Genomic DNA, 13492 nt, shown 5'->3' on the forward strand with positions numbered 1-13492 from the left:
AGAAAGCAGCCTGTAGCCAGGCTGCTTTTTTTGCGTTAAGAAGCGTTAGCGGCAGCAAGTGATTCCGCCTTCTGAAATGTTTTGAGCACGGCGTTCGCTAAAATATGAATGCCGGTAAACATCGCGTTTCTGTCAAAGGTCATGTGCGGATGATGGAGCCCCGGCTGGAGCCCGCAGCCTAGTCCGAGCATCGTTGTTTTCAGATTCGGCACCTTCACGGCGTAAAAATGGAAATCCTCTCCGCCGGTGGTGACAAGCGGGTCATCAAGCCGCTCAGCCCCGATGATATCTGTAATGGCTTCTGCCATGATCGCTTCAGCTTCTTTGTTTTGTGTTGCCGCAGGAAGGCTGTGTTCTTTTTGCAGCTCGATTTTTGCGCCGAATGCAGCGGCGGCCGCTTCACAGGCTCTTTCTGTTTCGGCGATTAACGCCTCCATGGCTTCATTGGTCTGTGCGCGCAAATCAAGGCTGAACGATGCTTTTCCTGGAATGATGTTAGAGCTTTCACCGCCGGCTTGAAGTTTTGTCATTTTGACGGTATGCGGGATTTGCGGGTCAATATGAATGAGTCCGAGCTTATGTACAAGAAATGCCGCAATTTCAATGCTGTTTTTCCCGAGGTGCGGACGGGCGCCATGAGCCTCTTCCCCGATGATCGTTCCCTCAATGTGCTGGCTTGATCCGTGCAGAATAGACGGAGCGCAGCGGCCGTTCTGTGTTTCCTGGATCGGACGGACGTGAACGCCATACAAATAGTCGATATCATCAATCACGCCTTCTTCTATCATTTTCAAGGCGCCGCCGCCTTTTTCTTCTGCCGGCTGAAAGATAAAACGGATTGTGCCCTTCGGAAGCTCAGGTTGTTTTTTGAGCAGCATTAACGTGCCCAATGCCATTGTCATATGTGAATCGTGTCCGCAGGAATGGTTGGCGCGAAATGTGCCGTTAACCTCCTGCCACAGCGCGTCAATATCAGCGCGTACCGCTACAACAGGTGAGCCTGAGCCGATTTCGCCGACAACCCCGGTGCAGTCTGAAAACGTGCGCGTCCGGCACCCTAAATCCTCAAGCTTTTGTTTCAAAAATGAAGTTGTCTCATATTCCTTCCAGCTGACTTCAGGGTTCGCGTGCAGATGCTCGAAGATGTCCATAATGGTTTGTTTCATGTCTTCTGAAAGCTTTTGCATGGTTAGAAATACCTCCTTCTATCAGAATGAATTTTTACCTTCTTTACTTTATTTATATTGAAACAGGAAGATAGGCTGTATATAATATAGCACATATTGCTACTTTTCAGAATAATTAATATATTCAAACAGAGGGGATGGATCGAACATGAGTATGCCAGCAGCCGAAACACAGCCTAAGAAAAAACGAACGACATTTAAAATGCCTGACGCCTATGTCCTCTTATTTATCATTGCTTTCATTTGCGCCGTTGCTTCATATGTTGTGCCGGCGGGAGAATTTGACCGCGTAACAAAGGGAGATATTACGACTGCGGTGCCGGGAAGCTATCATTCAATTGAACAGTCTCCGGTCAGCTTGATCAGCTTTTTTACTTCTCTACAGGATGGAATGGTTGGATCAGCGCCAATCATCTTTCTGATTTTATTCACAGGCGGCACCATTGCCATTTTAGAAAAAACGGGAGCCATCAACGGACTGATTTACAATGTCATCAGCAAGTTCCGCACAAAGCAATTATTATTTATTTGTATTGTCGGCGCATTGTTCTCCATTCTCGGAACAACCGGGATTGTCGTGAATTCAGTTATCGGTTTTATCCCCATCGGCCTCATTGTGGCACGATCCTTAAAATGGGACGCAGTCGCGGGAGCCGCTGTTATTTACATCGGCTGCTACGCTGGATTTAACTCCACCATATTATCACCGTCACCGCTCGGTTTATCACAATCAATCGCGGAGCTCCCTCTTTTCTCAGGAATCGGCCTGCGAGTTGTGATATACATATGCTTTTTGCTGTCTTCTATTATTTATATCTATTTGTATACGAGAAAATTAAAAAAATCAAAAGATGCCAGTGTGTTAGGAACAGATTGGTTCCCTGCGGCAGGAATGGGCGAAGCCGGTAAAGAAGAAGATCAGTCAGTGCCGTTTACCGTTCGCCATAAGCTGATTTTGGCTGTGGCGGGACTCTCACTTGTCGGATTTTTATACGGCGCTTTGAAGCTTGGCTGGTCAGATTCCCAAATGGCTGCGACATTTATTTTTATTTCTGTCCTTGCCGGTTTAATAGGCGGACTTGCGGCGAACGATATTGCCAAAACCTTCATTACGGGCTGCCAAAGTCTTGTATACGGGGCGCTGATTGTCGGGATGGCACGAAGCATTTCCGTTATCCTTGAAAATGGAAAGCTTCTCGATACTGTCGTCAATGCTTTGGCTTCACTTTTGGACGGATTCAGCCCGATTGTCGGGGCAATCGGCATGTATATCGCCAGTGCGCTGCTTCATTTTCTCATCTCTTCAGGGTCTGGCGAAGCCGTTGTATTTATTCCAATCCTGGCGCCGCTCGCTGATTTGATGGGAATCACGAGACAGGTTGCGGTTGAGGCGGTTATGCTTGGAGAAGGGGTCGTCAACTGTGTGAACCCGACATCCGGCGTTCTCATGGCGGTGCTTGCCGCCAGCGGTATTCCGTATGTCAAGTGGCTGCGGTTTATGGTGCCGCTTGCTCTGATTTGGTTCTTGATCGGGCTTGTCTTTATCGTGATCGGCGTCATGATCAATTGGGGGCCGTTTTAACGATTGCTGCCCGCCGGCTTGTACGGCGGGCTTTTGAGTTATTCATTGCAGAAGCGCAGGCTGTTATTGTAACATGTAAGCCATAAGCCATTCGTAAAAGTGCGGGAGGAAGGTCATGAATAATCTGCGTAATAGACTTTCAGGCGTGAATGGGAAAAATAAGAGAGTAAAAGAAAAAGAACAAAAAATCTGGTCGGAGATTGGGATGATAGCGGGAGCATTTGCGCTGCTTGATGTGATCATCCGCGGCATTATGTTTGAATTTCCGTTTAAAGAATGGGCTGCAAGCCTTGTGTTTTTGTTCATCATTATCTTATATTACTGCATCAGGGCTGCGGCATCCGGAATGCTCATGCCGAGAATAGACACCAAAGAAGAACTGCAAAAACGGGTGAAGCAGCAGCGAATAGAATCAATTGCCGTCGCCTTTGCGGTAGTGGTGCTTACGATGTACGACAGGGGGATTCCCCATACATTCTTCGCTTGGCTGAAAATGATTCTTCTTTTTATCGTCTGCGGCGGCGTTCTGTTTCTGCTTCGGTATGTGATTGTGAAGCTGGCTTACAGAAGAGCTGTAAAAGAAGAAGTAAAAAAGAAATCATCTTGAAAAATAGATGGTTTCTTTTTTTTGTTTGGAAAGCGAGGGAAGCGTTCACAGTTTCGGGCAGCTTTTTTTATAGGAACATTGATTTGTATTCACTCTGCCAAGTTGTTTTGATAGAGTGATTGTGATAATTTAAAATGTAAGCGTTAACAAAATTATCCAGTCTTCACATCAGTTTGAAAGGAGGAAGCGGAAGAATGAAGTAAGAGGGATTTTTGACTCCGAAGTAAGTCTTCAAAAAATCAAATAAGGAGTGTCAAGAATGTTTGCAAAACGATTCAAAACCTCTTTACTGCCGTTATTCGCTGGATTTTTATTGCTGTTTCATTTGGTTCTGGCAGGACCGGCGGCTGCGAGTGCTGAAACGGCGAACAAATCGAATGAGCTGACAGCACCGTCGATCAAAAGCGGAACCATTCTTCATGCATGGAATTGGTCGTTCAATACGTTAAAACATAATATGAAGGATATTCATGATGCAGGATATACAGCCATTCAGACATCTCCGATTAACCAAGTCAAGGAAGGGAACCAAGGAAATAAAAGCATGTCGAACTGGTACTGGCTCTATCAGCCGACATCGTACCAAATTGGCAACCGTTACTTAGGAACTGAACAAGAATTTAAAGAAATGTGTGCAGCCGCTGAAGAATATGGCATAAAGGTCATTGTTGACGCTGTCATCAATCATACCACCAGTGACTATGCCGCGATTTCCAATGAGATTAAGAGTATTCCAAACTGGACACATGGAAACACACAAATTAAAAACTGGTCGGATCGATGGGATGTCACGCAGAATTCATTGCTCGGGCTGTATGACTGGAATACACAAAATACACAAGTACAGTCCTATTTGAAACGGTTCTTAGAAAGAGCATTGAATGACGGGGCAGATGGATTTCGATTTGATGCCGCCAAACATATAGAGCTTCCGGATGATGGCAGTTACGGCAGTCAATTTTGGCCGAATATCACAAATACATCTGCAGAGTTCCAATACGGAGAAATCCTGCAGGATAGTGCCTCCAGAGATGCTTCATATGCGAATTATATGAATGTGACAGCGTCTAACTATGGGCATTCCATAAGGTCCGCTTTAAAGAATCGTAATCTGGGCGTGTCGAATATCTCCCACTATGCATCTGATGTGTCTGCGGACAAGCTAGTGACATGGGTAGAGTCGCATGATACGTATGCCAATGATGATGAAGAGTCGACATGGATGAGCGATGATGATATCCGTTTAGGCTGGGCGGTGATAGCTTCTCGTTCAGGCAGTACGCCTCTTTTCTTTTCCAGACCTGAGGGAGGCGGAAATGGTGTGAGATTCCCGGGGAAAAGCCAAATAGGCGATCGCGGGAGTGCTTTATTTGAAGATCAGGCTATCACTGCGGTCAATAGATTTCACAATGTGATGGCTGGACAGCCTGAGGAGCTCTCGAACCCAAATGGAAACAACCAGATATTTATGAATCAGCGCGGCTCACATGGCGTTGTGCTGGCAAATGCAGGTTCATCCTCTGTTTCTATCAATACGCCAACAAAATTGCCTGATGGCAGGTATGACAATAAAGCTGGGGCAGGTTCATTTCAAGTGAATGATGGTAAACTGACAGGCACGATCAATGCCAGGTCTGTGGCTGTGCTTTATCCTGATGATATTGCAAAAGCGCCTCATGTTTTCCTTGAGAATTACAAAACAGGTGTAACACATTCTTTCAATGATCAACTGACGATTACCTTGCGTGCAGATGCGAATACAACAAAAGCCGTTTATCAAATCAATAATGGACCAGAGACGGCGTTTAAGGATGGAGATCAATTCACAATCGGAAAAGGAGATCCATTTGGCAAAACATACACCATCATGTTAAAAGGAACGAACAGTGATGGTGTAACGAGGACCGAGGAATACAGTTTTGTTAAAAGAGATCCAGCTTCGGCCAAAACCATCGGCTATCAAAATCCGAATCATTGGAGCCAGGTAAATGCTTATATCTATAAACATGATGGGGGCGGGGCAATTGAATTGACCGGATCTTGGCCTGGAAAACCAATGACTAAAAATGCAGACGGAATTTACACGCTGACGCTGCCTGCGGACACGGATACAACCAACGCAAAAGTGATTTTTAATAATGGCAGCGCCCAAGTGCCCGGTCAGAATCAGCCTGGCTTTGATTACGTGCTAAATGGTTTATATAATGACTCGGGCTTAAGCGGTTCTCTTCCTCATTGAGGGCAATGCTAGACGGGACTTACCGAAAGAAACCATCAATGATGGTTTCTTTTTTGTTCATAAATCAGACAAAACTTTTCTCTTGCAAAAGTTTGTGAAATGTTGCACAATATAAATGTGAAATACTTCACAAACAAAAAGACATCAAAGAGAAACATACCCTGGAAGGATGATTAATGATGAACAAACATGTAAATAAAGTAGCTTTAATCGGAGCGGGTTTTGTTGGAAGCAGTTATGCATTTGCGTTAATTAACCAAGGGATCACAGATGAGCTTGTGGTCATTGATGTAAATAAAGAAAAAGCAATGGGCGATGTGATGGATTTAAACCACGGAAAGGCGTTTGCGCCACAACCGGTCAAAACATCTTACGGAACATATGAAGACTGCAAGGATGCTGATATTGTCTGCATTTGCGCAGGAGCAAACCAAAAACCTGGTGAGACACGCCTTGAATTAGTAGAAAAGAACTTGAAGATTTTCAAAGGCATCGTTAGTGAAGTCATGGCGAGCGGATTTGACGGCATTTTCTTAGTCGCGACAAATCCGGTTGATATCCTGACTTACGCAACATGGAAATTCAGCGGCCTGCCAAAAGAGCGGGTGATCGGAAGCGGCACAACACTAGATTCTGCGAGATTCCGTTTCATGCTGAGTGAATACTTTGGCGCAGCGCCTCAAAACGTGCACGCGCATATTATCGGAGAGCACGGCGACACAGAGCTTCCTGTTTGGAGCCACGCGAATGTCGGCGGTGTGCCGGTCAGTGAACTCGTTGAGAAAAACGATGCGTACAAACAAGAGGAGCTGGACCAAATTGTAGATGATGTGAAAAACGCAGCTTACCATATCATTGAGAAAAAAGGCGCGACTTATTATGGGGTTGCGATGAGTCTTGCTCGCATTACAAAAGCCATTCTTCATAATGAAAACAGCATATTAACTGTCAGCACATATTTGGACGGGCAATACGGTGCAGATGACGTGTACATCGGTGTGCCGGCTGTCGTGAACCGCGGAGGGATCGCAGGTATCACTGAGCTGAACTTAAATGAGAAAGAAAAAGAACAGTTCCTTCACAGCGCCGCCGTCCTTAAAAACATTTTAAAACCTCATTTTGCAGAACAAAAAGTCAACTAACCGCAACTTTAGAGTAAAGGGCTGATTGTCAATGTGGGAGCAGTTGTATGATCCGTTTGGAAACGAGTATGTGAGCGCACTTGTGGCGCTCACTCCGATTCTCTTTTTTCTTTTGGCTTTAACTGTTTTGAAAATGAAAGGCATTCTTGCGGCATTTCTTACCCTAGCCGTCAGTTTCTTCGTCTCCGTTTTGGCATTTCATATGCCGGTTGAAAAAGCGATTTCTTCTGTTTTGTTAGGAATCGGGAGCGGGCTGTGGCCTATTGGCTACATCGTCCTGATGGCGGTGTGGCTGTATAAAATTGCAGTGAAAACCGGGAAATTTACCATTATTCGGTCCAGCATTGCCGGCATTTCGCCTGACCAACGATTACAGCTATTATTAATTGGTTTTTGTTTTAACGCGTTTTTAGAAGGCGCGGCCGGTTTTGGTGTTCCGATTGCGATTAGTGCGGCGCTGCTCGTCGAACTTGGTTTTAAACCGTTAAAAGCGGCGGCGCTCTGCTTGATTGCAAACGCCGCCTCCGGAGCCTTTGGGGCGATCGGGATTCCTGTCATCACAGGGGCGCAGATTGGTGATTTGTCTGCTCTTGAGCTGTCACGGACATTAATGTGGACACTGCCGATGATCTCATTTTTAATACCATTCCTGCTTGTATTCTTATTAGACCGAATGAAAGGAATCAGACAGACATGGCCCGCTCTTCTGGTTGTGAGCGGTGGGTATACAGCGGTTCAGACACTGACAATGGCGGTGCTCGGGCCGGAATTAGCAAACATTTTGGCGGCCTTATTCAGCATGGGCGGGCTTGCCCTCTTCCTCCGCAAATGGCAGCCGAAAGAGATTTACCGCGAGGAAGGGGCCGGCGATGTTGGTGAGAAAAAGGCATACCGTGCCGCTGACATTGCGAAAGCGTGGTCTCCTTTCTACATTTTAACTGCGGCGATCACCATCTGGAGCCTTCCTGCCTTCAAAGCGCTTTTCCAAGAAGGCGGGCTGTTATATCAATCAACGCTCCTGTTCAAAATGCCTTTTCTGCATCAGCAAATTATGAAAATGCCGCCGATTGCGCCATCTGCCATGCCGTTAGATGCAGTCTTTAAAGTTGATCTGCTGTCAGCGACTGGTACAGCGATTTTAGCGGCGGTCATCGTGACAGGGCTGTTCAGCAAAAAGTTCTCCTCCCGGGATGCCTTTGCTTCCCTGAAGGAGACAGGAAAAGAGCTGTGGGTGCCGATTATGACGATCTGCTTCGTGATGGGGTTTGCCAATCTGGCCAACTTCGCAGGGCTCAGCTCTTCAATTGGGTTAGCATTGGCGAAAACAGGAGACCTGTTCCCGTTTGTCAGTCCTGTTCTTGGCTGGATTGGCGTGTTCATCACCGGTTCTGTTGTCAGCAATAATGCTTTGTTCGGCCATTTGCAGGTTGTCACCGGAGCGCAGATCGGTGCGAGTTCAGACTTGCTGTTAGCCGCAAATACGGCGGGCGGTGTCATGGCGAAACTTGTTTCTCCTCAATCTATCGCCATCGCTGCCGCAGCGGTAGGCCAAACAGGCAAGGAATCTAAACTGTTTAAAAGGACAGTGGCGTACAGCCTGATTCTGTTATTGATCATTTGTATATGGACGTTTATTCTTGCAAGATTTGGAGTGTAATAGAAAAAAGCAGTACATGCCCAGCATGTACTGCTTTTTTAAGTTAATTTGCTTTCTTTGTCATTTCGGCTGTTGTTTTCACTCTGGCTTTCCCCATAAATAAAATGGTAACCGCCGCGAGGACAATTGGAATCAAAGCGAGCAAAAAGACATACGTAATACTTGATGACATCGCGTCAATAATGCGATTCAGGATCGCATCAGGAATCTGGGAACGTGTTCCCGCTTGGAATATCTCCTGCGGGTCGCCTATATTTTGCGCAGCGCCTGATCCCGCTGAGCCTTTCATCCCGCTGAAGGCGTCGGTCAGCTTGTTCGTGAATACGTTTGTTTGCACCGTTCCGAAAATGGTGACGCCTAAGGTCATGCCAAATGATCGCAAAAATGAATTTGTAGAGTTTGCCGTTCCCCGAAAGCGAGGTTCAAGATCATTCATCGATGCCGCCGGCAGCAGGGAGAAGTTAAAGCCTACACCAAAGCCTGAAATCATCATAAAGACTGTCAGCCATACCCTTGCTGTGTCAGGCGTCATATTGGAAAGAAGCAGCATACCGATAAAGAAAGCTATAACAGATATCAGCATCAAATTGCGGAAGCTTGCCTTCGTTTGGAAGATTCCGCCGATCATGCTTCCGATGACTGATCCAATCATCATCGGCGTCAGAATGAAGCCCGCGCTTGTCGCCGAGCTGCCGTAGACCGCCTGAACGAAAATCGGAATAAATACCGCTAAAATAATAAATGTTCCGCCATACAAAAAAGCGAGAATCTGCGCTGTGGCAAACAAGCGGTTCTTAAACATCCAGAAAGAAATAATCGGCTCTTCTGCTTTTCTCTCCACAATAAAAAAGGCAATGAAGAAAACGGCGAATACAATAAACAGCCCGATGATCTGAATGGAGTTCCAATCGTATGTTTTGCCGCCAAGCTCAAGGGCGAACATCAGGCATACAATGGATACGACTAAGGTAATCGCGCCGCCCCAGTCTATTTTCTGCTTTCTGTGCTCCAGAGATTCTTTGTAGTAGCGAATAATGAAAAACAATGACAATGCGCCGATCGGCACATTGATGTAAAACACCCAGTGCCAGCTGATCGAATCTGTAATGATCGCCCCTAAGAGCGGACCAAGAACACTGGATAATCCAAATACAGCACCGAACATGCCGGACATTTTTCCGCGTTTTTCCGGCGGAAACAAATCAAAGATAATGGTAAAGGCAATCGGCAGGAGCGCGCCGCCTCCGATCCCTTGAATGGCCCGGAAGATGATCAGTTGATTCATCGTCTGGGCAATACCGCATAAAGCCGAACCGATTAAGAAAAAAATAAGTCCAAACAGGAAAAAACGTTTTCGGCCGTACATATCGGAAAGCTTGCCGTAAATCGGCATGCCAGCCATAACCGCCACCATATAGGATGCCGTCACCCAGGCAAATTTATCGAAGCTTCCAAGATCGGCTACGATATTGCCCATCGCGGTGGCAACAATCGTATTGTCCATTGCAGACATCAAGATGCCCAGCAGGAGACCGAGGACCACAAATTTGGTGGAAGCCTGTTTTTCTGTTGTTGTGTCCATTTGTTCTACCTCCTCTTACTTTTCTATGTAAGTTCTGATATCATGATAATAGTTTGATCATTGAATATCTCGATTATCAAGATAAACTCGATTTTATAGGGAGGACTGTCAGTTGTCAACAAGAAATTCCAGAAGTGAGTTGGAAAAGACTGCTGTTCAGCTTTTTCGAAAACTGGGCACAAGAACGGTTCTGTTTCATCAGGCAGCCGCTCAAGCTCTCGGTCTGTTTCCTACCGATTTGAAATCAGCTGACATTTTAAATGAAGCAGGTCCGATGACGGCCGGAGAGCTGGGGAAAAAAACCGGCCTCAGCACGGGTTCCGTCACGGCGCTTGTTGACCGGCTGGAAAAAGCGGGGTATGTGGCTCGTGAAAAGGACCCGAACGATCGCAGGAGAGTCGTAATCGTCCCTTTGACTGCTTCGAAAAAACATATAAAGGATTTGTTCCGTCCTCTGTCTGAGTCAACGATGGATTTGTGCCGCGAATATACGGAAGAGGAGCTGGAACTCATTTTTAGTTTTGTAGGCAAAGCCGCCGATATTATGGAGGAAGAGCTTGAACGTCTGAAACAGTAAGTGAATTTGTGCATAGCTTGGCCCGTTCCCGAATAAATTGTACAAGATACATAAGAAGGGAGTACGGGCCGGTGAACATTTTTTTGAGCTATATTGTGCTGGGACTGTCCTTGTCTGCGCCTGTGGGGCCAGTGAATGCGGCGCAAATAGACAAAGGAATTAAAAACGGTTTTTGGCATGCATGGATTTTCGGTTTAGGCGCCATGACAGCGGATGGGCTGTACATGCTTTTTATCTATTTCGGGCTGTCACAGTTCTTGACCGCTCCATTTGTAAAAACGTTTTTGTGGCTGTTCGGCTTTTTTGTCCTGACCTATACCGGAATTGAAACGCTGAAAAACGTCAGAGAACCGATGGATGTGCGAAGCTCGCGGGGGAAACCGTCATACAGGAAAACATTCGCATCGGGTTTTCTCATTTCCTTGTCAAACCCATTGAGCATCCTTTTTTGGCTTGGAATTTACGGAAGCATTCTTGCGAAAACAGCAGAGTCCTACAATATGAATCAGCTTCTAATCTATAGCTCCGGCATCATGATCGGCATTTTAATCTGGGATTTCTGCATGGCTATCACAGCCAGTACGTTCAGAAACCTGCTTCATGAAAAGCTATTGAGAGGATTGACCGGAATCGCCGGTGTATCCCTCCTTGTGTTTGGCTTTTACTTTGGTTATCAGGGCATCAAACAGTTATTGGGCTGATTCATGAAGGACAGTCACCTGCCGCTTCCAGTTTTAATATAGTATCCAGATGATACTGGAGGTGGATCAATGGTGAATGGGATTTACACCAAAAGTTTTCTGGAACGTATTCAGGAAGAGCTTCCTGAATGGCAAAGAATCGCTTTTGAACTGCTGGCAGAAACTCTGGCGGACGATGCGGATACGTTTCCATGCATTCCCGGACGCCAGGCGTTTCTGACTGATCAGCTTCGGATTGCTTTTGCCGGAGATCCGCGGGAAAACCGCACAGCGGAGGAACTGGCTCCGTTGCTTGCGGAGTACGGCAAGATATCGCGGGACACGGGAAAATACGCATCCCTCGTTGTGTTGTTTGATACACCGGAAGATTTGGCGGAGCATTATTCGATTGAAGCGTATGAAGAGCTGTTTTGGCGCTTTTTAAATAGACTGAGTCATCAAGACGAAAAAGAATGGCCGGAAGATATTCCGGCCGATCCTGAGCATTATAAATGGGAGTTTTGTTTTGACGGCGAGCCGTATTTCATTCTGTGCGCTACACCGGGGCACGAGGCAAGAAGAAGCCGGAGCTTTCCTTTTTTTATGGTCACGTTTCAGCCAAGGTGGGTGTTTGATGACCTAAATGGATCAACTGCATTTGGCCGTAACATGAGCAGGCTGATCCGATCTCGTTTAGAGGCCTATGATCAGGCTCCGATTCACCCGCAATTAGGCTGGTACGGAGGAAAGGATAATCGTGAATGGAAGCAGTATTTCCTCCGTGATGACGAAAAACAGGTATCGAAGTGCCCGTTTTCTTATTTAAAGAACATGTTCAACAAAATGAAATAAATAATCAAGGACTGGCAGGGCGATCTTTATGACCCTGCTTTTTTTGATAGATCATGGTAACGATGGCGATAATCACGAGAAAACCTATGCTGACGAAAAAACCGGGCCGGCTTGATTTTTCAAACAATGTACCGGACACAGCTGCAGCAATCAGAACCATCGCTAAATAAATTTGCGTTTTTCCCATGCCCTCGGGATCAGTCAGCTTTTTGCTGGAGAACAGGATAAACAGCCAAGTGTATAAAAGCATAAGCCCCGCAGCTGTTGTCATATGCTCATAAATGTTTTTAGGCAGCACTAACGACAGAATAATGGAGAGGACAAGCCCCGCAAACGTCAGCCCAAGTGCCGGCCAGCATATTTTTTTGCCTTCCTTTAGAGTAAAGCATTTCGGCGCGTCGCCGTCATCAGCCATTGTACAAAGCAATGTCGTAACCGCAAATAGCGAAGCGACAAGGGTCGAGAACCCTGCGATGATGAAAATCCCGTTAAATATATCAAGGATGATCTCAAGGTTATATCCTTTTAATGACGTAATGAACGGACTGTCCTGTTCAGTAAACGCGTGTAACGGAACCAAAAGCAGAGCAAGCCCGATTGAAATGATATAAATAATCGCCAGCGTCGCCAGCATCAGTTTCCCTGATTTTGACGCTTCCTCAGGTTTTTTTAAGTGAACCGCCATCAGCCCCATGACCTCAATTCCGCCAAAAGCGTAAAACGCGTAGATTAAACCTGTCCACAGCCCCATGGCGCCGTATGGGAAAAACTCACTCGTCTTATTTGGAACATGTATGCCATGATTTCCGCCGGACAGGATACCGCATAAAGCCAGGATGGCAATGACAATAAACATAAAAATAGCAGCTGTTTTAATGACTGCCAGCACGTTTTCTGTTTTTTCAAAGACGGACAGGCCGGTGAAAATAATAAGGAGCCCCAGTACTGCGTAGATTGAGGCAAACACCCATAGCGGCACTTGAGGAAACCAATGCTTCGTAAAGAGCGAAATGGCTGTCAGCTGGCTTCCGGTAATCAGCATTTCTGATGACCAGTACACCCAGCCGTTGCTGAAGCCTGCCCATTTGCCGAATGCTTTTCGGGCATACGCACAAAACGAACCTTTTTCCGGCTGCTTCGCCGACAGCTTGGCGAGCTGTTCAAAGACAAAATACGTACCGATCCCTGCGATCAGAAATGAAAGGAGAACGGAAAAACCGCTTTTTACAATTGCGATGCTGGAACCGAGAAAGAAGCCTGTTCCAATCGTGCAGCCGACTCCGATCAGTGACAGCTGCCACCAAGCCAGATTCCCTTTTGGCTGGTCTTTTTTTGTTTGGCTCATTATTTATTCAACCCCTTTTATCTAAGGTTAGATTGTGATCTG

General features: G+C 46.2%; 10 protein-coding genes and 1 pseudogene. 8 read left to right on the forward strand and 3 right to left on the reverse strand.

The features are described 5' to 3' along the window. Positions 1-35: 35 nt before the first annotated feature. Complete coding sequence (locus NYE20_RS01730; RefSeq protein WP_161621327.1) at positions 36-1187, reverse strand: M20 peptidase aminoacylase family protein; 1152 nt, start codon at positions 1185-1187, stop codon at positions 36-38. A gap of 148 nt (positions 1188-1335) precedes the next feature. On the opposite strand from NYE20_RS01730, the gene NYE20_RS01735 reads away from it, so the two are divergent. The 5 genes and pseudogenes from NYE20_RS01735 (at position 1336) to NYE20_RS01755 (ending at position 8414) form a co-directional block, all read left to right on the forward strand. Then, positions 1336-2769 (forward strand): YfcC family protein, encoded by a 1434-nt coding sequence (locus NYE20_RS01735; RefSeq protein ID WP_161621328.1) that lies wholly within the window; start codon positions 1336-1338, stop codon positions 2767-2769. A gap of 115 nt (positions 2770-2884) precedes the next feature. Further along, positions 2885-3487 (forward strand): annotated as a pseudogene (locus tag NYE20_RS01740) (DUF6773 family protein). A 148-nt stretch (positions 3488-3635) separates the two neighbouring features. Then, positions 3636-5615, forward strand: coding sequence for an alpha-amylase (amyE, locus tag NYE20_RS01745; RefSeq protein WP_161621329.1), 1980 nt, complete (start codon positions 3636-3638; stop codon positions 5613-5615). 176 nt (positions 5616-5791) lie between these two features. Further along, positions 5792-6757, forward strand: coding sequence for an L-lactate dehydrogenase (locus tag NYE20_RS01750; protein ID WP_161621330.1), 966 nt, complete (start codon positions 5792-5794; stop codon positions 6755-6757). 31 nt (positions 6758-6788) lie between these two features. Further along, the gene (locus NYE20_RS01755; RefSeq protein WP_161621331.1) at positions 6789-8414 is read left to right on the forward strand and encodes an L-lactate permease; all 1626 of its coding nucleotides are present in this window, start codon (positions 6789-6791) and stop codon (positions 8412-8414) included. Between the two features lie 43 nt (positions 8415-8457). Here the strand turns inward: NYE20_RS01755 and bmr3 are convergent, their stop codons facing one another. Beyond that, the gene (gene bmr3 / locus NYE20_RS01760; RefSeq protein WP_077671209.1) at positions 8458-9996 is read right to left on the reverse strand and encodes a multidrug efflux MFS transporter Bmr3; all 1539 of its coding nucleotides are present in this window, start codon (positions 9994-9996) and stop codon (positions 8458-8460) included. Positions 9997-10108: 112 nt separating this feature from the next. Between bmr3 and NYE20_RS01765 the strand changes: the two genes are divergently transcribed. The 3 genes from NYE20_RS01765 (at position 10109) to NYE20_RS01775 (ending at position 12105) form a co-directional block, all read left to right on the forward strand. Beyond that, a complete protein-coding gene (locus NYE20_RS01765; protein WP_003246360.1) occupies positions 10109-10573 on the forward strand; it encodes a MarR family transcriptional regulator in 465 nt (154 codons plus the stop codon). A gap of 71 nt (positions 10574-10644) precedes the next feature. Further along, positions 10645-11274 carry a LysE family translocator gene (locus NYE20_RS01770; protein ID WP_038828521.1) on the forward strand — a complete coding sequence of 210 codons (630 nt, stop codon included), beginning with the start codon at positions 10645-10647 and terminating at the stop codon, positions 11272-11274. A gap of 69 nt (positions 11275-11343) precedes the next feature. Further along, positions 11344-12105, forward strand: coding sequence for a YqcI/YcgG family protein (locus NYE20_RS01775; RefSeq protein WP_070548499.1), 762 nt, complete (start codon positions 11344-11346; stop codon positions 12103-12105). Positions 12106-12109: 4 nt separating this feature from the next. Here the strand turns inward: NYE20_RS01775 and NYE20_RS01780 are convergent, their stop codons facing one another. Continuing rightward, entirely contained in the window at positions 12110-13450 is a 1341-nt protein-coding gene (locus NYE20_RS01780) for an amino acid permease (protein ID WP_021481846.1), read from the reverse strand. Positions 13451-13492 lie beyond the last annotated feature (42 nt).

The organism is Bacillus sp. FSL R5-0416, assembly GCF_037975425.1.
GTDB classification, from domain to species: domain Bacteria; phylum Bacillota; class Bacilli; order Bacillales; family Bacillaceae; genus Bacillus; species Bacillus subtilis.

Coding starts and splice junctions, on each gene's coding strand:
- NYE20_RS01780 (WP_021481846.1), bottom strand. CDS start 13,450: ATGAGCCAAACAAAAAAAGACCAGCCAAAAGGGAATCTGGCTTGGTGG.
- NYE20_RS01730 (WP_161621327.1), bottom strand. CDS start 1,187: ATGCAAAAGCTTTCAGAAGACATGAAACAAACCATTATGGACATCTTC.
- NYE20_RS01750 (WP_161621330.1), top strand. CDS start 5,792: ATGATGAACAAACATGTAAATAAAGTAGCTTTAATCGGAGCGGGTTTT.
- NYE20_RS01755 (WP_161621331.1), top strand. CDS start 6,789: ATGTGGGAGCAGTTGTATGATCCGTTTGGAAACGAGTATGTGAGCGCA.
- bmr3 (WP_077671209.1), bottom strand. CDS start 9,996: ATGGACACAACAACAGAAAAACAGGCTTCCACCAAATTTGTGGTCCTC.
- NYE20_RS01735 (WP_161621328.1), top strand. CDS start 1,336: ATGAGTATGCCAGCAGCCGAAACACAGCCTAAGAAAAAACGAACGACA.
- amyE (WP_161621329.1), top strand. CDS start 3,636: ATGTTTGCAAAACGATTCAAAACCTCTTTACTGCCGTTATTCGCTGGA.
- NYE20_RS01775 (WP_070548499.1), top strand. CDS start 11,344: ATGGTGAATGGGATTTACACCAAAAGTTTTCTGGAACGTATTCAGGAA.